Below are 17,403 nucleotides of genomic sequence, written 5' to 3'. Positions count from 1 at the left end.
CGCGCGTACACCCTCGTCGGTCTGCGTCAGCGGCGGTCGAAGACCAGGTCGCGGATGCCGTGGCCGAGCCCCAGTCCGCGGGTCTCGAAGTGGGTCTGCGGCCGCCACTCGGGTCGCTCCACCCAGCCGCCGGGTCCGGCGCGGTTGACGAAGCGTGGCTCGCTGGCGACGGCCTCGTTCATGTGCTCAGCATAGTCCTGCCAGTCGGTGGCCAGATGCAGGCGCCCGCCGACGGCGATCTTGTCGGCCAGCAGCGCGACGAACGGTGGCTGGATCAGGCGCCGCTTGTGGTGGCGCTTCTTGTGCCACGGGTCGGGGAACCAGATGCGCACCTCGTCGAGCGCGGCGTCGGCGATGTCCGCGCGCAGCACCTCGACCGCGTCGTGGCAGTAGACCCGCGCGTTCGGCACGTCCTCCGCGGCCAGGCCGTGCAGCAGCCGGCCCACGCCAGGCGCGTGCACCTCGATGCCGATGTAGTCGCGCGCCGGATCGCGCCTGGCGCTCCACAGCAGCGCCTCGCCGTTGCCGAAGCCGATCTCCAGCACGCGCGGCGCGCGGCGCCCGAACACCGCGTCGAAGTCGCGCGGCGCACCGGCGAACTCCAGCCCGCGCCGCGGCCATTCGGCCTGCATGGCCTTGTCCTGGGCCGGGGTGAGGCGGCCCTGGCGCAGCACGAAGCTGCGCACCTCGCGCCGCCCCGGATGCACGGTGAACGGCTTGCGCGCCGCGCCGGGACGCGCGCCGGTGCCCTCGTCGCAGGAGGCGTCGTCGCTGGCGTCGTCGACCATCGCCGGCCTCACTGCGCGAGGCCGTCGATCGGCGAGGAGGCGCTGGCGTGCCGGCGGCGCGGGATGCGCCCGGCGAGGAAGGCGTCGCGTCCGGCGCTGACCGCATCGCGCATGGCCCGGGCCATCCGCACCGGATCCCTGGCGCCGGCGATCGCGGTATTCATCAGCACGCCGTCGCAGCCCAGTTCCATGGCGATCGCCGCGTCGGAGGCGGTGCCGACGCCGGCGTCGACGATGATCGGCACCTTCGCGTTCTCGACGATCTCGAGCAGGTTCCAGCGGTTCTGGATGCCGAGGCCGGAGCCGATCGGCGCGGCCAGCGGCATCACCGCGACGCAGCCGATCTCCTCGAGCCGGCGCGCCAGGATCGGGTCGTCGGACGTGTAGACCATGACCTCGAAGCCGTCGGCGACCAGGGTCTCGGCCGCGGCGAGGGTCTGCACCACGTCCGGGAACAGGGTCCTCTGGTCGCCGAGCACCTCGAGCTTGACCAGGGTGTGGCCGTCGAGCAGTTCGCGCGCCAGGCGACAGGTGCGTACCGCCTCGTCGGCGCTGTAGCAGCCGGCGGTGTTGGGCAGGATGGTGAAGCGGTCGGGCGGCAGGACGTCGAGCAGGTTGGGCTCGTCCGGGTTCTGGCCGATGTTGCTGCGGCGGATGGCGACGGTGACGATCTCGGCGCCGGCGGCCTCGGTGGCGCGGCGGGTCTCGTCGAGGTCGCGGAACTTGCCGGTACCGGTCAGCAGGCGGGACTGGAAGCGGCGCGCGCCGATGCGCAGCGCCTCGGTGTCGGTGGGGGAATCGGGGATCGAAGGCATCGCCCGATTATCGCGCAGACGCGCACGCGATGGGGCGCGACCTTGGTCGTGCGCTCAGCCGCCGCCGATGGCGTTGACGATCTCGACGCGGTCGCCGTCGGCGAGGCGGTGCCCGGCATGGCGGCCGCGGGGGACGATCTCGCGGTTGACCTCGACCGCCACGCGGCGGCCCGCCAACCCGGCCTGCTGCAGGAGTCGGTCGACGGTGGCGTCGTCGGGAAGGGCGATCGGATCGCCGTTGAGGAGGATCTGCATGGCCAACATTGTAGGCCGCCCCGCGCCGTGCGAGGCGGCGATTGCGGGCGCGTTCCCCGCCTCGGTATAGTCGCGCCGCACCGCGGGTGTAGCTCAATGGTAGAGCTGTAGCTTCCCAAGCTACTGACGAGGGTTCGATTCCCTTCACCCGCTCCACCGCATCATTCTGCGGACTTCCGCAGAAGTCCAAGAGAGTCTGCAAGTGGTTGCCACACAAGGACTTTTCCTCTCTTTGACGTTCTGCCGTAGTCCACTGCGATCCGCCTACAGCCGGGACTTTCAAGTCCACAAACAAGTCCATTTTTGCGGGCGCGGCTGATTCCGGATTGTTGATGGAGGGGCGAGGTCGACGTGACCAGCATCTGGTTCCTGACTCATGTTCAGGAGCAAGAGCATGGCACTCTCAGACCTGGCCGTTCGACAGGCCAAGGCAACTGGCAAGGCATACACCCTCCCTGACTTGGATGGCCTCTCCCTGGCCGTCACGGCTGCAGGGGGCAGGACTTGGCACTTCCGCTACTACTGGGCGGGCAAGCAGAAGCGGATGTCGCTCGGCACCTACCCGGAGGTGACGCTTCGCGAGGCCCGCAGCCTACGCGACGAAGCGCGCGCCCTGCTGGCCAAAGGCACCAATCCTCGCGTTCACCGCAAGCAGAAGCGCACTGCTGTCCGGCTCGCCGACGAAAACACCTTCGAGGCGGTGTATCGCAAGTGGCTCAAGCATCGCGGGCTCAGCCTCAAGGAAGGCCGGCAGACGACCCTCTCGATACTTCCACGGATCTTCGACAAGGATGTGTTGCCCACCTTGGGCAAGCGGTCGATCTATGAGATCAAGCGTCCCGACCTCTTGGAGGTGATCGCCAAGATCGAGAAGCGCAGGGCACTCTCCGTCGCCGAGAAAGTCAGGACGTGGTTCAACCAACTGTTTCGCTACGCGCTGGTGATCGTGCCGGGCCTGGAGCAAAACCCCGCCTCCGATCTCGATGTGGTGGCGCTGCCGCTGCCACCCGTCAACCACAACCCGTTCCTGCGCATGGCCGAACTGCCGAAGCTGTTGCAGCGGCTGCGCAGCTATCGCGGCAGGCGGCAGACCCAACTCGGGCTTCGGCTATTGCTGCTGACTGGCGTGCGAACCGGAGAGCTGCGACAGGCGACGCCGGATCAATTCGATCTGGACCGTGGGCTGTGGATCATCCCGCCCGACGTCGTGAAGCAACTCCAGCTGGATATGCGCAAGAAGCGGCAGCAGCCGAAGGATATCCCGCCCTACATCGTGCCGCTGTCGATTCAGGCCATGGAGATCGTCCGGCACCTGCTGGATGAGTTCAAGCCGGCCCAGCGCCACCTGTTCCGGCACGACAGCGACTTGAAGAAGCGCATCAGCGAGAACACGCTCAATGGTGCGCTCAAACGCATGGGCTATCAGGAGCGCCTGACCGGACACGGTATCCGCGGCACGATGTCCACTGCGCTCAACGAGATCGGCTACCCGAAGGTCTGGGTGGATGCACAGCTCTCGCATGTCGATCCCAACAAGGTCAGCGCGACCTACAACCATGCCGAGTACGTGGAGCAGCGTCGCCGCATGATGCAGGACTGGGCCGATCGGCTCGACCTCTTCGAGCAGAACCAGGTCGAGGCGGCCAGCATGCCGCTCACCGTGCATCTGGAAGGCGTGCCCGCGTTCCCGAATGAGCAAACCGCAAGCGCACCCTCCACGCCGGTTGCCGCTTCGCCAATCCTGCTCGTGACGAAGCCCGGCGACGCCATGCCGTTGGTTTCTGCCGCCGCACATCGGCTGCCGGCGGTTCCGCCCCCTCGGTCGGCCGCGCCGCTGGTGCCTTCGGACATTCAGCGCGAGAGGATGGAACTGTTCGATGTCTTCGAAGCGCCGCACAACCTTCCCGTCGCGGCGTTTGCCAAGATGGCGGGCAAGTCTCGCAGGTGGATCAGCTACGAGATCAAGGCCGGCAACTTGCTGGCGTTGAACGTGGGCAACCGCGGCCAGCGGGTGCCGGACTGGCACCTCGACCCACTCAAGCACGAGCTGATCCAGTCCGTCCTCAAGCTGACCAGGGGTGCGGACCCTTGGCAGATCTACCATGCACTGCTGCAACCGCGCTCGATGCTGCGGGGGCATTCGGCACTGGAGGGCGTGACGGCCGGCAATCTCGACAAGCTCGTCATGGCAGTGAGCACAGCCGTGAAGGAAAGCGAATGGACCCCGCCGCGAGTCGGAGTCGCCTAGCAGCAGGAATGCGGGATCGTGGCGAAACCGCGATCCCCGCACGTCTGTCAGGACACCAAGCGCGCTCGGCGGGCGAATCTTGCCTGGGTGTCCGACAAGGAAGCATCGCGGCGGAGCAGGTAAGCCATCACGATCGTTGGTGCGTCGGCCAGCGGCCGCACGGCGATGCCTCGGCGTAGGTAGCTCGCCAGTCTCGCGGCAGGCGCAATGGCGATCCCGTATCCGGCGGCAACCAGCGTCATCGCCACATCGAATGTCTCCACCGTTTGCTCTCGCTCTTGCAGCGCGTTTTCGAACACACGCTGCACGGTCATGCGCCATGGTTCATCGGTCGTGGACTGCGAGCAGATCAAGGGCTGCTTGAGCACTTCCCCGCACGGCACTTCACGGTAGGCCAGCAGGTGGGAGCGCTTGGCCACGGCGACCGCCAGCGTGTCATGCCACAGCGGTTCGCATACCCAGCCAGGCCACTGCCGGGCAACCGCAGACAAGGCGAAGTCGAAGCCGTCGTCCGGCAGCTCTGCGCCTCGACCGGGATCTGTCCAGCCGGCCAGGACGGCATGGGTCTCCGGCTCTTCGGCACGCTGCAGGGCTAGCACGTCGGCGAGCTGGGGAGGCACCCATTCGCCGAGGACGGCCATGCGAATTTCGGCGGTGATGTCACTCGATTCCACGTCCAGCTCCCCCAGGCGGTGAACTCGTGGCAACTGATCTCGAAGCCGTTGAATGAGTTAAGTTTAACGTGGTTTAAATCGTGACCGTGTTCGACGCTCTTGGCAATGCCAAAGCGTTCGATCCAAAGGGGCCGCCCCACCGGCACCACTACCTACGAAGCGGAACCAGCCATCGCGTTTGGGGCTGCCGTGCGGGAAGAAAGAACCAACCAGGGCATCGCTCAGGAAACGCTGGCCCACATGGCCGGCATCGAACGGTCGCACATGGGCAAGATCGAGCGCGGCGAGCATGTCCCCACGCTCCCTCTCATCCTCAAGATTGCCCGTGCGCTGAAATGCAGTTCCGCCCACTTGATGACTCTGACCGAAGCCAAGCTGGCGGAGTCGGCCCCATCCGCAGATTGAAGCCGGCCCGCACAGCGGTCGCATGCCTACGCCTGATCGTCGTCCTTGCCCCCAAGGGCTGAATCTTCGCGCTTTGCGGCCTCGTTGAGGAGCCGCAGGTATGGGTTGTCTGGCGGCGTCTCCTGGAACAGCGCATCCGGGCTGGCGAGCAGGTAGCCGTGCAGCCGGCGCGACTTGCGCGGCCCCGTGACTTCGCAGGTCCAGATGTTCAGCCCGCTGGGCTGCTTGCGGTGCTGTCCCAGCTTCTCGAAGCGCTTCTGCACCCACTGCCACCCCTCCAGCTTCTCCTGCTTGGCCAGGGCGGCGACTTGAAGGTACTCCTGCGCGTAGCGCTGGAACACGCCGGGGCTGACGAGATAGGTCGTACCGGCGACGGTATGCACCAGGGCCTTGGCGTCGTTGATGATGAGCTTGCGCGTCTGGACGCTCTGACGCAGCCAGGCCATGAAGTGCGCCCCAGAGGGCTCCGCGCGATCCTGGGAAGGCGCGAGGCTCATCTGCGGCGGGGGCATGGTCGAAGGGGCCGGCTTGGGCTCGGCAACAGGGGAACTCGGGATCTCCGGTGTCGCGGGTGGAGCGGTGTCGCCCAGCAGGTCGAGCAGCGCTGCGACGCCGGTGTCCATGGCTGCGGATGCGATCGGCGCCGCGCTCGCGGGTGCAGCTTCGGTGCCTTCCACGCGCGGCCCATCAGCCACCGCCGGCGCCTGCGGCGTCGGCTCCGCTTGTTCCTCTTCGACCTGCACACGGCCTGCGAACGGCGCCGGCCGGTCGGCGGCATCCCAGATCATCGCTGGCGAGAGTTTCAGGAAGGTGAATGCGTGCGACCAGCCGGCGTCGCTGGTGACGGTAGCCTTCCAGATCGCCTTGCCATCCGGCGTCGGTTGCACGATGCCGTGATCCTGCAGCACGTTGAACACCGCCGTATTGCTGGCCGGGATGCCGTCGATGCCCTGTGACAGCAGATGTGCGCGCAGCTTGTCGGAGACAGTCTTGCTCACCAGCCACAAGGCGTCTTGGGTCAGCCAACCGTCCGCCGGGCCGGCCTGGTTCAACTTGAACGCTTCCTTGAGCAGGTAGCGCAAGCCGTCGAGCAATTTGCGTTGCAGCGCATGCTTGGGCGCCGCCAGCGCCTTGCTGGGATCGCCGCCGAGTTCCTGGGCGACCGATGCCTGGTCGGCCTGCACGACCAGCTCGCCGAGTGTGCCGGAGTGCTCGTACTGGCCGGCCAGCACGTACAGCAGCGCGGCCCAGAGGTCGGGATAGCCGCTGAGCCAGTCGAAGATGTCCCGATCGAGAAGGTGCGCGTAGAGCAGCCCGGTGGCGGCGCTGTGCAGGCGGTACTCACGCTCCTTTCGGTAACGGAAGCGGTAGGGCTTTCGCAGTGGGCCGTGCCAGGGATGCCAGACGCTGCCGTCGGCATGCTCGACGTGCAGATCGACCGCAATCTTGCCGATGTCGTGCAGCAGGGCCGCGTAGGCCGTGCCTGCGGTCCAGGCCTCGGCCTGGGCCGCCTGTGCCTCCGGCGTGACGCCCGCGGGCAGCAGGTATGACTGCCGCAATTTCAGCGCATAGGCGACGATCTCCAGGCCGTGGTCCAGCATGCCGCCCGGATAGGCGTGGTGGTGGTTCTCGGAGGCCGGGAACTGCTGGACCAGCTCGGCGTAGCGCTCCAGTGGGGCGAGGTAGAGCGTGGCGAACTGCCGGCGCGAGAGCGATGTGCGCTGCCAGATGTGTTCCAGCAGTTTCTGCCGACGCGGCGTGGCCAGCAGCGATGCGGCCGACTCCGGCCGCATCGACCCTTTCGGAGTTTCGATGGCGGAGGTGGGCGGTGTGCCGGCGGTGGGTGGCACCCGTTTGCGCTGGAACAGCGAGAGCATGGCGAACCCCGGATGACGAGCTGCTCGGGGGCGCCTTTTGGCCTTTTCAGGATAGGGCCTTTCCCCTTGGCGCCCTTCCTTTGCCCCTTCCCAGCCCTTTGGCCTTTATCGGAAGCCCTTGGGTATAGGGCACCAGGGGCAGCCGAGCCACAGCCAATGGGGATTGGCCCAAGTCGGATTTTGGCGGGAAGACGGTCTGTGCCGAACCTACAGGGCCTACGAATAGTGAGTTACGCAGACCATTGATACCTCTACCGGCGAAGGCTTCACTCCGGGCCGATACCCATCAAATCGACACACGCAGACGTTTGGCTCGCTCTTTAAAGGCGCGCTCCCCGCCTTCGAGAATGTCGCAGACATGCTGTCGTATGCGGGGATTCTCAAGGCTGCCACAGTCGTAGGTTATGACTGGCAATTGGCCGGGGCGATGTGGTCCGCACTGCGCGACGATGACTTGGTCCGCGTCCGTGTTTACCACCAGATTTGCGTTGTGCGTCACGATGATGATCTGGCGCCGCTTTTTGGCATCACGGAAACGGTGCACCAGTTCTTGAAAGATTGACTGCGGGTCCAGGTTCTCTTCGGGCTGGTCGATGATTAAGGGCCGGTCATCCTCCGCGTCGATGGCCAGGTAAAGCAGCAGCAGCACGATGCCGCGCGTGCCCGGTGACAGTTGTTCGATGTCCACCCCGTCATATTGAAGGCCGTAGCTGACAGTGATGTGATCAGTGCTGTACAGCCAGTCCGATATGCTACGCGCCCATCCGCGAAATTCAACGTTCTCGGGCATGTGGGTCCGCAGTGCCCCCTCATTGGCCTTGACGAAGTCAAACAGGGCCGCGGCAGCCTGGGCTGCATCACCTGTGCCCCATGCCGGCAGCAACCCCGCGTGTGCGGCGCGCAGCAGCTCGCCGCGCCCCTTGAAGGGGCCGCTGGTGCGTAGGTCTAGAAGGCTTTCGCCCATTTCGGCCCACTTCCTGATATCGACATTGCGGCGCACCGAGAACGACAGCTTTGACAGGGAGCCAGCGGCCGAGTCGATGCGTGCCTTTATGGGGGCGTACAAGTCCGCCAACGCCTTCTCTTCTTCGACGATGGCCTCGAAGGTGGCGGCATAGGCGGCGCGGCGGGAGTCGACGAGTGCCCGGATGCGCTCGTCGGCCCCCTGGATGCGCTCGATCTGTTGAACTACCTTGGCCAAGGCAGTTTCCGCCTTGGTGATCTTGTCGGAGAGAGTGGTGAAGCGCTTTGCGTTCTGCTGGTCGACCCCCACCAGCGCACGTAGCCGTGCGAGTTCCCGCTCCAGCAAGGAGAGGGTCTGGTCGGCGAGGTTCGCGCCCGCGGGGATCAGAGAGATGGTTGGGTCGGCATTTGCTTGCACAGGTGGATCGGACTTCGAGGGGCCTTGAAGCGAGGCGACCGCTTGACCGGCTTGCTTGATCCGTTCCGCGAGCAATGTATCAACTGCACCGATGTAGTCCACCTTGAAGGCATCCCAATCGGTAGCGCTCAGGCCGGCCGGTTCGCGTGCCTCCTGCAGCTCCGCCAGCAGGGCTGGAGCCTGCCGTTGACGAAAGTCGTCCACGTCGTTCTGCAGGTGCAGGAGCGCCTGCTGTCTGCGCTTGGCTTGATCGACGAGCTGGCGCTTGGCATCGACGGCGATGGAGATCTGCTCATGGCGCTTGGCGCGCTCCTCGTTGCCCTTGGCAACGAGGGACTTGCGATCGGACTTGTCCTTCTCGATCGCGCGCTTTCTCTCATCGCGGTCCTTCTCAAGCGCCTTGAGCCCATCCTTCTTGACGCGCTCTTCGGTGAGATCTGCCGAGGCCTTGGTCAGCGCTTGCTGCTGACGCACCCGTTTCAGGCGTGAGCCCTCCAGGTATGCATCCAGCAACTCCTTGAAGGAGTCCGCGCCCTGCCGCTCGCCAAGCGGGTGCGCATTGAAGATAACGCGCTCGATTTCGGCGACCAGGGCATCGTCAAGGCCCTCCGCTGAGCAGAGCTGATCGACGAACTGCTGCGACAGGTATTGGACGTAGGGACTGGCTAGGAACTCTTCCATATCGGTCTGGGTGAGTTCGTTGCCGGTCTTCTCTCCGGAAGCCCATTGAAGTTCGGCTTGGCTGTCGCCGAGGTGCTGCTTTGCGCGAAGGATGAAGGACCGCTCGTTGAGATGTGGGGAGAGTGCCAGGCCGCCCGCCGCTATGAGATCAACCAGCGCTGTCTTGCCAGAACCCCGAGCTCCGATCACCGCCACCAACCCCGAATTCAGCTCCACGCCGCCGTTTGTAATCCAAGGAGCGTTCGTGACGTTCACCGAATTGATCGTGTGACTGTCCAGAGCACCTCTCGGCGGTTCCGCACCGATGAAGACACGCTCTTCGGGTTCGATGCAGGCTTGACGCAGTGAGTCAAACGCTAGGTCGCCCTTGATCCAGCACAGGCGCTCTCCGTCAGGCTGGCCGGCTTTCGCGGCGGAGTGTGCATCCGAACCGTGTAGGCAAGGCTTGCATCCGTTGTACTGGCTTTCAAGCTCCTCGACCGATGCGGCCTCCTTGCCCAGCCAGAATCGGATCTGCTTGGGGTTGGCACTGAACACGATGTGCGCCAGCCCCTCGACATTCTTTCGTTGAGCGGCGAACGAGGCCGTGGCGTCTCGCAGTCCCGAGGTGCCATCTTTCTCGCCGCCGGCGACAGCGATGAGCGTGTTCTTCTTGACCCATTCGTTTTTCGACAAAGCCTGCCTGAGCTGATCGAAATTCACCTTGAACTGGTTGGCACCTTCAGATCGGGCCGCATCGTCATCGGTCAACCCCCGTTTGTGGGCGCGGCCCAGACGGATGAGGTCGTCGCGCTGGCATCGGTAGGATTCGCCAAGGTAAGGAAACTCGAACTCAAGCAGGAAGCGCTTGATGCGCTCGACGTGATCGGCGTCGTGCGGCGAAAAGAGCAGATGAATGTTGATGGCCGAAGCCTTCGCGGTTTCGATGCCCAGACGCAGTTCGACGTTGGGGAAGATCAACCCCACGTTTCGCAACCGGCCTTCCCGCTGTGCGTTCACGACCTCCTCGTAGCGCTCGATCCCGAAGTAGTCTGTGATGCCGAGTGCCCGTATAGGCGGGCTCGAAGTCTCGATGGCGCACAGGAATGATTCCCAAGGGTCCGACCCGGTGTACTGGTCGTTCAAGGCCGTGCCGGGTGTATGGATATGCGGGTCCCAGCGATGCCATAGCGAACCTCGCTTGCTTTGCACGTCGAACGGGTTGTCCATGGCGTCCCTTATGGCTTTCGGAAGCAGGCCGGATGCTCTTTCCCTGCCTCAGAAGTGGTTGCATGCCTAAAATATAAGGCATTACGTGGTCTATAGCCTAGTTTGGGTGACAGTTGATGAGCACCCGCACTTGCGGCTCATGACAGGATAGCCTAGTATCGTGGGCATTGAAACGGAAGATGCCTAGTTCGATGAGCAAGTTCGAGATCCCGATGCAAGTCGCCGAGCAGGTGGCGCAGCTCGGTCAGCGCGTTCGGATCGCACGCATCCGACGCGGCTGGTCCGTGGCTGATCTGGCGAGCAAGGCCGGCATCAACCGCAACACGCTGACCGCGCTAGAGCTGGGCAAGCCGGGCACCGCGGTTGGGGTGTGCTTCACCGTCCTGTGGGCCCTGGGGTTGGATCGGACGCTGAACGGCGTGGCCGATCCCGACGCCGATCTGCACGGCAAGGCCCTCGAAGCAGCACGGCGCCCAACACGTGCCGGCAAGCCACGCAAGACCAGCGACGACTATGACTTCTGAACGCGAAGCTTATGTTTACATCCAACTCCCTGGTACGTTGGAGACGGTTCCGGCGGCGTTGCTGCGTGTGCAAACCTTGCCAGATGGAACCCAGGTCGGGCGCTTCCGCTATGGCGATCGTTATCTCGCGAGACCTGACGCGGTGGCGTTCGATCCGTTCCGGCTGCCATTGGCCAAGCAGGTCTTCGAGTTCACGCAGCTCAAGGGCATCCCTGGTGCGGTTCGAGATGCCGCCCCGGATGCATGGGGCCGTCGTGTCATCGAGCACAAACTGGGGCGAGACCCAGCCGACCTTCAAGAGATCGACTATCTCCTTCACGGCCCCCAGGACGGGGCCGGGTATCTGAGCTTTGGCTTGAAGGCCGAACCACCCGCACCCAGGCGCACCTACAACCGAACGCATCAACTGGACGAATTGATTGCCGCTTCGCAGGCGATCGAAGAGGGCAAGCGCGTGGCCGCGCATTTGCTCGAACAACTCGATCCCGGAACCAGCATGGGCGGCGCGCGGCCCAAGGCGACGATCGAAGACGATCATTGCTTGTGGCTCGGCAAGTTTCCAGCCAAGGATGACCGCTTCAATCTACAGCGGGTGGAGTTTGCGACGCTTGATCTGGCCAGTCGGTGTGGTCTGAACGTCGCCCAGGCGCGGCTGCAACCCGTTGGCAGCAGTGATGTACTGATGTTGAAGCGTTTTGACAGGCAGCATGCCGAAGGTGGCTACCTGCGTTTTGGCCTGGTCAGTGGCCTGACCGTGCTCGACTGTGGTGACAGCCATCTGGACAGGGATCGCTGGTCCTACCCCCTGCTAGCAGAAAATTTGCGGCGCTGGTCCGACAAGCCCGAAGCGGATTGCGCCGAGCTGTTCCGCAGGATGGTCTTCAACGCGGCCGTGACCAACAATGACGATCATCCGCGCAACCATGCCTTGCTGCGTCGGCAGAAAGGCTGGCGTCTCTCTCCTGCTTACGACTTGGTGCCCGCACCCGTGGTCAGCCTCGAACGACGTGATCTCGCGTTGACCGTGGGCAGCTACGGCCGTACTGCCAGCATCTATAACCTCTTGTCCCAGGCCTCACGGTTTGGCCTGTCCGTAGAGGACGCACGTCAGGAGATTGATCGAATCGTTGTGGTTGTTCGACAGTGGCGAGACAGTTTCTTTGCCTGCGGTGTGTCCACAGAGGATATTGAATACATTGCGCCGGCCATCTTGCCGGAGTGCTTTTTCTTTGAAAGGCGGCCGGATACCTGAGACTGCCGAACACATCTTCTTTGGCGCTGCCTTGGGCCATGGCGTCTAACTGCCGATCCTCGCGTGCATGGCCATGATTAGATGTTGATTGGAAATTCACGCATTGTTTGAAAAAACATGCAGGATTAAATCAAGGACGCTTTGGAGCAGATGTCGAGCGAGAACCGATGGGACCATGAGGTAGCCACCATGAAACCCGCTACACATACCACTTTCGCGGAGCGCACAGGCCGGATGCTGGCCCGGCTGTGGAGCGGCTTTGTGCGCCTGGATCGGAATGCGTGCGGGTGGCTGGTGGCGCAAGGTTTGCCGGCGGGGTTGGCCAAGACCATCCTGTGGGTCGTGAAGCTCGCCGTGCTCGGTGTGCTGCTCTATTCCGCGTTCTGGCTGGGCTTGCTGCTGGTCTTTGCGGCGATCGCTGCCTGGGTGGTACGCAACGCTGATGCCGACGAAAGCAGTGACGATGACGAGCCTCAGTGGCGAAACGGCTTGGACGGATACGGTCTCTACCGGGGAGAGGTGCGCATCGACGGCGGCAGCGCGGACGACGAGTAGCGAATCGCCACTCTCGGCGCTACTTTGCCTTCGCAGCTTTGATTGCAAGGTCAGCGCCTTTGCCTCCCGCAGACTTGGCGCCATCGGTGGCTGCTGAGAGCATCTGCGAAATGTTGCCTACGCGGACACCAACCCAGGCGAGCGCAGCTACCCAAAAAGCCGGCAGCACGATGAACATCATCGCCATGACGAAGTTCAGCAGCATGTCACCGAACGCATTGTTCAGGCCGATCAGCGGATCGAAGTTCGTGTGCGGCCTGTCCGCACCAAACCCCCAGCCGTAGAGCGCGTCCAGGATCGTGCTGTCGATCCAGCGCGCGAGCTGGAACCAGAAGTCCACGAAGAACAGCGCGAACTGGACGCAGCTCACCGTCACCACCGTCTTCAGGTCGTAGGTGCCGATCAGCAGCACCAGCGGGATGCAGATGACGAGTGCCATCTTGAGCATGGTCAGCACCATCGGCAGCGCCTGGCGCACCACGTCCATCGCCGGAAAGAAGCCCAGCGAGCCGACGGTCAGCCCCAGGTCGCTCGCTCCGCGCGTGACGACGTTCGGCAACGTCTTGTCGATCTGGCCACCGTAGTCGGTGTAGACGGCGCCCTGGTTCATCTTCTGCTGCCTCGGCGAGACCACGGCGCGGATCACCGAGTCATTGACCTCGCTCTGCGACAGGAAGCCCACCCAGCGCCCGATGCGGGTCAGCAGGTCCGGGTCGACCTGTGCCAGCAGCCGGCTGCGCAGTCCCTGGCCGCCATCGGCCCACCACTGCCGGCAGGACGGATAGCCGCCGCCGCTGTCCACCTGTGCCAGCCCCGCATCGCGGGTCGCGTCGTAGGGCCAAGCCGTGCGTGGGGTCCTGGCGCGATAGGTGTCATAGAAGCCGGGCGTGTCGAGGAAGTAACTCGACCCGATCCAGGTGACGTCGTTCATCTGCTGGTCGGAGAGCGTCGGCCGGTTCATGAACAGCTTGGCGCGCGACGGCCCGTAGCAGTCGTGCGTGAAGTCGGCGACCTCCTGTGCCAGCACCGGATCGTCGATGCGCGTGGCATCCACATCCATGCGAATCTGACGCAGGTCCGTGCCGCAGGGAATCGCCGCCACCGCGGAGCCCGTCACGGCTTTCGACAGCGCGTGCATGAAGAACCACCACACCGGCACCAGCGCGCTCTGGTCGTTGAGCGCCGTGTAGACGTTGGACCAGCCCGTGTCGTTGGGCAGCGGGACGTTGACCTGGCATTGCGCGGAGCGCGTGGTGTCGAACTTGATCGTGGCGAGATCCACCGGGATGAACGGGATGCCGGCGAACATGATGACCACGATCGCCACCCACACCCGGTTCTCGATGCGCATCGACGACAGCACGCCCTTGTTGCCTTCGTCCGCACCTTCGCTGCGGGCCTTGAGCCATTCCTGGATCACGATGGCCACGAACGGCAGCGCGAACACGCCGCTGGCCACGAGGATGCTCCAGATGCCGTTGTTGACCACCCAAGCCACCAGGGTCAGGTAATACTCCAGGTAGTCCGTGGTGTAGAGCGTCATGCCTGCCTCCCGGTCTCAGCCGTGCCGCAACAGTTGGCTGGCTTCCAGCGCGACCACGGCGATCACGGCCGCGATCTCCGTGCGCAGCAGGCGCTGATGCGTCTCGCGGGACGGCTCCCGCCGCAACAGGCGCCGACGCATCCACCACCAGCCGTAGGCCGTCGCTCCGTAGAGGCACAGACGCCACACGAAGAAGTGGCCGGCGTGCGCCTGCAGCCAGTGCTGCCAGCCCTCGATGCCGCCGACCACGTGGATGCCGGCGATGTTCACCGCCACCGCGGCGGCGACCACCAGCAAGGTCCACAGCAGCGCCACGCCGACGCGGCGGTTGAACAGCCATGGCAGCCGCAGCCAGGCGAGCCGGCTCATGGCGTACCGCTCCGCGGCTTCTGGACTTCCCGCAGACGGTCGCGCGTGGTGTCGCCCTCGAAGACGCCGCGCGAGCCGGCAGCGCGGGTGCTGTGGCGCTGGATGATCGCCATGGCCGAGTTGCCGGCCAGCGTGCGGCGCAGCTCCAGCTCGGTCTTGAGGTTGTTGATCTCCTGCTCCAGCGCGCTGTTCTCCTGGTCGACCGCCTGCACGGCCAGCTCGTTGGCGGCGACGTTCGGCTCCTTCTTGCCGGTCAGCAACGTGCGTTGCAGCAGCAGGGCCTTCTCCAGCACGCTGGACAGCGCCGCCTCGGACGCGAGGCGCCGGCCCAGCATGTCCTGGTCGGGTTCGTCACGCAGGGCCTCGATCACGCCGCGGGTGATCGGCAGCGAGCTGCTGCCGGCTGCGTCGAGATTGGCCAGCGTCGTCGGCCGGGCGCCCGTCACCAGTTCCTGCAGCGCCTGCAGCTTGGTCTCGTACTCTTCCTGGATCATTGGCGTCAGCCCGACGCCAGGCGTGGTCTGGGTCTTCGTGCAGTTTTCGCAGGTGCGCTGCTCGCGTTCGCCCAACACGCGGGTCGCCCAGTCCGCGGCCGCCTGGGGCGAGGACCAGGTTTGGCAGGTTAGGCGGTTGCCGCAGGCGCTGCGCGCGATCGACGAGGTATCGGTGGCGCTGCGCCCGTTGAGCAGGTTGTAGCCCGCGCGCGTCAGGTCGCCGACCACCTTGATCGAGCTCTGACCGGAGCCGCCCGCGTTGCCGCCGCCGACCCATGGCACGCCGTTGTTTCCTTTGTTGGACTCGGCCTGCTCGATGGCGGAGACGGCATCGGTGCTGCTGACCGCATCCCGCAGCGCCATCCCTTCGGCGAGCTGGTCCCAGCCGGCCTGGCCGCCGGCCATGTCCGCCATGCGATTGGCGATGGCGCGGCAGGTCATCTTCGAGCGGTCGAAATCCAGGCGCGCCTGCAGGATGCCGTTGGTGAGCAGGTTGTACAGGCCCGGGTCGGCGCGCTGGATGATCAGGGCCGGCAGCGAGGCCACGGCGCTGGTGGCGTTCTGGATCACGTTGCTCATGATCGTCTGGAAGCCGTTGGTGATGCCGTTGAGCTGGTTCTGCAGCGTCGTGGTGATGCTCATGTCGCCGCAGATCAGGTTGCTGTTCCAGCCGACGCCGACGCCGATGCTCTGCATGTTGCCGGCACCACCCATCGACACGGCCCGGCCGCCGCCGATGCTGTAGAGCACGTCGTCGCCGATCACGCTGCCGCTGACGTTCACGCCATTGGGGTCGATGCGGGTCTGCGCCCAGGCGACGCCGACGACCAGCGTGATGGCCGGCACGAGCAGCGTGGCCCGCAGGGGCGACTTCGCCCGGCGAAGAAAGTCAGGGAGGGAGGCGTTCATCGTGGGTTCCTCACATGAAATCGACGCTGCCGAGGAAGACCTGGCCACGGCGCCGGCAGCAGGAGTACGGCCGCCACAAGGCCCAGGCGTAGTCGCCCTGCTGGGCCTGCACGCGGGTGCGGCTGTGCGGGAAGACCACGCAACTGTTCGAGAGCGTGGGCGTCAGCTCCTGCCACTTGCCCGTCGAGGCGTCGGTCTCCATCAACGCGCCGGCCGGCCAGTACCCGTCGCGGGCGTTGGCCAGCAGTGGCTGGTACACGTGAATCTGGTTGCGGCGCGTCACGATATCGCCCGCGCGCTGCGCGACCACGGCGCCGCTCTTGTGGTCGTCGGTCTGGTGCAGGAAGCCACCGCGGGGATACACGTTGCCCCAGAGGTTCAGGCCGGTGCGCGTACCGATTTCGCGCCGGCCGGGGATGAGCGCTTCGGGGTAGAGCGCTTCCGGGATGTTGTAGCGCCAGGCGATCGTGTCGAGCGTGCTCAGCAGATACGGCATGAAGGCCGTGCCCGCGCCTTCGCAGGTGTAGCCGGAGGCGCTGGCGAACTGGCTGAACACCATCCCGGCCGGATGGCCGATGACATCGGCGTTCTTGAACTTGGCGAGGTTGTTCTCGTTGTCGTGGTTGGTCGTGCCGTCACCGCCAGCCTTGGCGCTCGGGTTGGGCATGCTCATCGCCCTGACTTCCAGCCACGGGTTTTCGCCGGTGTTCGAGTAGCTCGACACCACTGCATCGGGGACGTAGTGGCGCACCTTGACGGAGGTGCGAACCGAGCAGCCGAATGGCGTGCAGTACAGCCAGTAGCAGATTCCGACCACGCGATATTCGAGGCAGTCGGGGGACAGCGCCGACGAGACGATGGTGGCGGTGTCCAGGGCGAACGTCGACGTGGCCGCGCTCAGCAGCAGCGCGGCGGCGGTGGCTCGCAGGCGCCGGGATGCCAGCAGGAGGCTCATGGCTGCGTGCTTCGGTAGGCGTTGATGCGCGCGACGGCGCGGGGCACGTCGGGCTCGCCGTAGACCACGTAGCGTCGATCGACCACCACGGCGGGAATCTTGGCGATGCCCAGCCCCCAGGCATCCGCGACACCTTGGTAGGCATGGCCGATGCGGCGCTGCAGGGCCTCGCCGCCGTCATGCAACCGCTGCCGCACCAGGGCCGCGGCCTGTCGCGGGTCGGCCGGCAGGTGCGCGGCGAGTTCGACCTCGATGCGCGTGGCCTGGTCCAGCTCGATGACCCGCACGCCGGCCGGGGCCTGCACCGGATGACGGCTGTCGGTGACGACGAGCACATCGGCGGCCGCCGCGATGGGAGCGAGCAGCGCGGCGCACAGTCCAGCGGCCAGCCTGGCGGCCAGGGAGCGCCGCGAGACGGCAGGAAGGTTGAGGAAATGAGCCGGCATGTCGCGTCTCCGCGGAGTCGATG

16 protein-coding genes and 1 tRNA gene are annotated in these 17,403 nt (G+C 65.2%); 6 read left to right on the top strand and 11 right to left on the bottom strand.

Features of this window, described 5'->3' with window-relative positions:
• Positions 1 to 26: 26 nt before the first annotated feature.
• Genes trmB through thiS form a run of 3 tightly spaced genes read right to left on the bottom strand, consistent with a single transcriptional unit; the run spans position 27 to position 1,858 of the window.
• The gene (trmB, locus tag KB893_RS14545) at positions 27 to 788 is read right to left on the bottom strand and encodes a tRNA (guanosine(46)-N7)-methyltransferase TrmB (protein ID WP_211927241.1); all 762 of its coding nucleotides are present in this window, start codon (positions 786 to 788) and stop codon (positions 27 to 29) included.
• 8 nt (positions 789 to 796) lie between these two features.
• Positions 797 to 1,603, bottom strand: coding sequence for a thiazole synthase (locus KB893_RS14540; RefSeq protein WP_213173809.1), 807 nt, complete (start codon positions 1,601 to 1,603; stop codon positions 797 to 799).
• A gap of 54 nt (positions 1,604 to 1,657) precedes the next feature.
• Positions 1,658 to 1,858 (bottom strand): sulfur carrier protein ThiS, encoded by a 201-nt coding sequence (thiS, locus tag KB893_RS14535; protein ID WP_211927243.1) that lies wholly within the window; start codon positions 1,856 to 1,858, stop codon positions 1,658 to 1,660.
• 82 nt (positions 1,859 to 1,940) lie between these two features.
• On the opposite strand from thiS, the gene KB893_RS14530 reads away from it, so the two are divergent.
• Positions 1,941 to 2,014: transfer RNA gene (locus tag KB893_RS14530), tRNA-Gly, on the top strand.
• A 238-nt stretch (positions 2,015 to 2,252) separates the two neighbouring features.
• On the top strand, positions 2,253 to 4,106 hold the full coding sequence (locus tag KB893_RS14525) for a tyrosine-type recombinase/integrase (RefSeq protein WP_211927244.1): 1,854 nt from the start codon (positions 2,253 to 2,255) through the stop codon (positions 4,104 to 4,106).
• A gap of 47 nt (positions 4,107 to 4,153) precedes the next feature.
• Here the strand turns inward: KB893_RS14525 and KB893_RS14520 are convergent, their stop codons facing one another.
• Positions 4,154 to 4,780 (bottom strand): LysR substrate-binding domain-containing protein, encoded by a 627-nt coding sequence (locus KB893_RS14520; protein ID WP_211927245.1) that lies wholly within the window; start codon positions 4,778 to 4,780, stop codon positions 4,154 to 4,156.
• A 105-nt stretch (positions 4,781 to 4,885) separates the two neighbouring features.
• On the opposite strand from KB893_RS14520, the gene KB893_RS14515 reads away from it, so the two are divergent.
• Positions 4,886 to 5,185: a helix-turn-helix domain-containing protein gene (locus KB893_RS14515; RefSeq protein WP_003282197.1), complete on the top strand. Its 300-nt coding sequence runs from the start codon at positions 4,886 to 4,888 to the stop codon at positions 5,183 to 5,185.
• Positions 5,186 to 5,211: 26 nt separating this feature from the next.
• Here KB893_RS14515 and mobH read toward each other — a convergent pair whose 3' ends face one another.
• Positions 5,212 to 7,062 carry a MobH family relaxase gene (gene mobH / locus KB893_RS14510; protein ID WP_211927246.1) on the bottom strand — a complete coding sequence of 617 codons (1,851 nt, stop codon included), beginning with the start codon at positions 7,060 to 7,062 and terminating at the stop codon, positions 5,212 to 5,214.
• A 286-nt stretch (positions 7,063 to 7,348) separates the two neighbouring features.
• Positions 7,349 to 10,333: a TrlF family AAA-like ATPase gene (locus tag KB893_RS14505; protein ID WP_213173808.1), complete on the bottom strand. Its 2,985-nt coding sequence runs from the start codon at positions 10,331 to 10,333 to the stop codon at positions 7,349 to 7,351.
• A gap of 191 nt (positions 10,334 to 10,524) precedes the next feature.
• Between KB893_RS14505 and KB893_RS14500 the strand changes: the two genes are divergently transcribed.
• The 3 genes from KB893_RS14500 to KB893_RS14490 all read left to right on the top strand — a co-directional run bounded on the left by KB893_RS14500 (position 10,525) and on the right by KB893_RS14490 (position 12,664).
• The gene (locus KB893_RS14500) at positions 10,525 to 10,857 is read left to right on the top strand and encodes a helix-turn-helix domain-containing protein (RefSeq protein ID WP_023436233.1); all 333 of its coding nucleotides are present in this window, start codon (positions 10,525 to 10,527) and stop codon (positions 10,855 to 10,857) included.
• The gene (locus tag KB893_RS14495; RefSeq protein ID WP_211928110.1) at positions 10,847 to 12,109 is read left to right on the top strand and encodes a type II toxin-antitoxin system HipA family toxin; all 1,263 of its coding nucleotides are present in this window, start codon (positions 10,847 to 10,849) and stop codon (positions 12,107 to 12,109) included. The genes KB893_RS14500 and KB893_RS14495 overlap by 11 nt, the downstream gene beginning before the upstream one ends.
• Positions 12,110 to 12,259: 150 nt before the next feature.
• A complete protein-coding gene (locus tag KB893_RS14490) occupies positions 12,260 to 12,664 on the top strand; it encodes a DUF3742 family protein (protein WP_377730948.1) in 405 nt (134 codons plus the stop codon).
• 19 nt (positions 12,665 to 12,683) lie between these two features.
• On the opposite strand, the gene KB893_RS14485 is transcribed toward KB893_RS14490, so the two are convergent.
• From KB893_RS14485 to KB893_RS14465, 5 genes are read right to left on the bottom strand one after another with little or no spacing between them, the layout of a single operon-like run.
• Positions 12,684 to 14,207, bottom strand: a complete 1,524-nt coding sequence (locus KB893_RS14485; protein ID WP_213173807.1) for a conjugal transfer protein TraG N-terminal domain-containing protein — start codon at positions 14,205 to 14,207, stop codon at positions 12,684 to 12,686.
• 15 nt (positions 14,208 to 14,222) lie between these two features.
• On the bottom strand, positions 14,223 to 14,576 hold the full coding sequence (locus KB893_RS14480) for a hypothetical protein (protein ID WP_043105001.1): 354 nt from the start codon (positions 14,574 to 14,576) through the stop codon (positions 14,223 to 14,225).
• Positions 14,573 to 15,979 carry an integrating conjugative element protein gene (locus tag KB893_RS14475; protein ID WP_061341178.1) on the bottom strand — a complete coding sequence of 469 codons (1,407 nt, stop codon included), beginning with the start codon at positions 15,977 to 15,979 and terminating at the stop codon, positions 14,573 to 14,575. The genes KB893_RS14480 and KB893_RS14475 overlap by 4 nt, the downstream gene beginning before the upstream one ends.
• A 10-nt stretch (positions 15,980 to 15,989) precedes the next feature.
• On the bottom strand, positions 15,990 to 16,934 hold the full coding sequence (locus KB893_RS14470; protein ID WP_096427010.1) for a TIGR03756 family integrating conjugative element protein: 945 nt from the start codon (positions 16,932 to 16,934) through the stop codon (positions 15,990 to 15,992).
• Positions 16,931 to 17,380 (bottom strand): TIGR03757 family integrating conjugative element protein, encoded by a 450-nt coding sequence (locus KB893_RS14465; RefSeq protein WP_060092712.1) that lies wholly within the window; start codon positions 17,378 to 17,380, stop codon positions 16,931 to 16,933. Before KB893_RS14465 ends, KB893_RS14470 begins: the two co-directional genes overlap by 4 nt.
• Between the last annotated feature and the right edge of the window lie 23 nt (positions 17,381 to 17,403).

Source organism: Coralloluteibacterium stylophorae, from assembly GCF_018122625.2.
Taxonomy (GTDB): Bacteria; Pseudomonadota; Gammaproteobacteria; order Xanthomonadales; family Xanthomonadaceae; genus Coralloluteibacterium; species Coralloluteibacterium stylophorae.
Note: the sequence above shows the minus strand (reverse complement) of the source record. Positions and strands in the feature narration are given on the sequence as shown.

Coding starts and splice junctions, on each gene's coding strand:
- trmB (WP_211927241.1), bottom strand. CDS start 788: ATGGTCGACGACGCCAGCGACGACGCCTCCTGCGACGAGGGCACCGGC.
- KB893_RS14540 (WP_213173809.1), bottom strand. CDS start 1,603: ATGCCTTCGATCCCCGATTCCCCCACCGACACCGAGGCGCTGCGCATC.
- thiS (WP_211927243.1), bottom strand. CDS start 1,858: ATGCAGATCCTCCTCAACGGCGATCCGATCGCCCTTCCCGACGACGCC.
- KB893_RS14525 (WP_211927244.1), top strand. CDS start 2,253: ATGGCACTCTCAGACCTGGCCGTTCGACAGGCCAAGGCAACTGGCAAG.
- KB893_RS14515 (WP_003282197.1), top strand. CDS start 4,886: ATGCCAAAGCGTTCGATCCAAAGGGGCCGCCCCACCGGCACCACTACC.
- mobH (WP_211927246.1), bottom strand. CDS start 7,062: ATGCTCTCGCTGTTCCAGCGCAAACGGGTGCCACCCACCGCCGGCACA.
- KB893_RS14505 (WP_213173808.1), bottom strand. CDS start 10,333: ATGGACAACCCGTTCGACGTGCAAAGCAAGCGAGGTTCGCTATGGCAT.
- KB893_RS14500 (WP_023436233.1), top strand. CDS start 10,525: ATGAGCAAGTTCGAGATCCCGATGCAAGTCGCCGAGCAGGTGGCGCAG.
- KB893_RS14495 (WP_211928110.1), top strand. CDS start 10,847: ATGACTTCTGAACGCGAAGCTTATGTTTACATCCAACTCCCTGGTACG.
- KB893_RS14490 (WP_377730948.1), top strand. CDS start 12,260: ATGTCGAGCGAGAACCGATGGGACCATGAGGTAGCCACCATGAAACCC.
- KB893_RS14485 (WP_213173807.1), bottom strand. CDS start 14,207: ATGACGCTCTACACCACGGACTACCTGGAGTATTACCTGACCCTGGTG.
- KB893_RS14480 (WP_043105001.1), bottom strand. CDS start 14,576: ATGAGCCGGCTCGCCTGGCTGCGGCTGCCATGGCTGTTCAACCGCCGC.
- KB893_RS14475 (WP_061341178.1), bottom strand. CDS start 15,979: ATGAACGCCTCCCTCCCTGACTTTCTTCGCCGGGCGAAGTCGCCCCTG.
- KB893_RS14470 (WP_096427010.1), bottom strand. CDS start 16,934: ATGAGCCTCCTGCTGGCATCCCGGCGCCTGCGAGCCACCGCCGCCGCG.
- KB893_RS14465 (WP_060092712.1), bottom strand. CDS start 17,380: ATGCCGGCTCATTTCCTCAACCTTCCTGCCGTCTCGCGGCGCTCCCTG.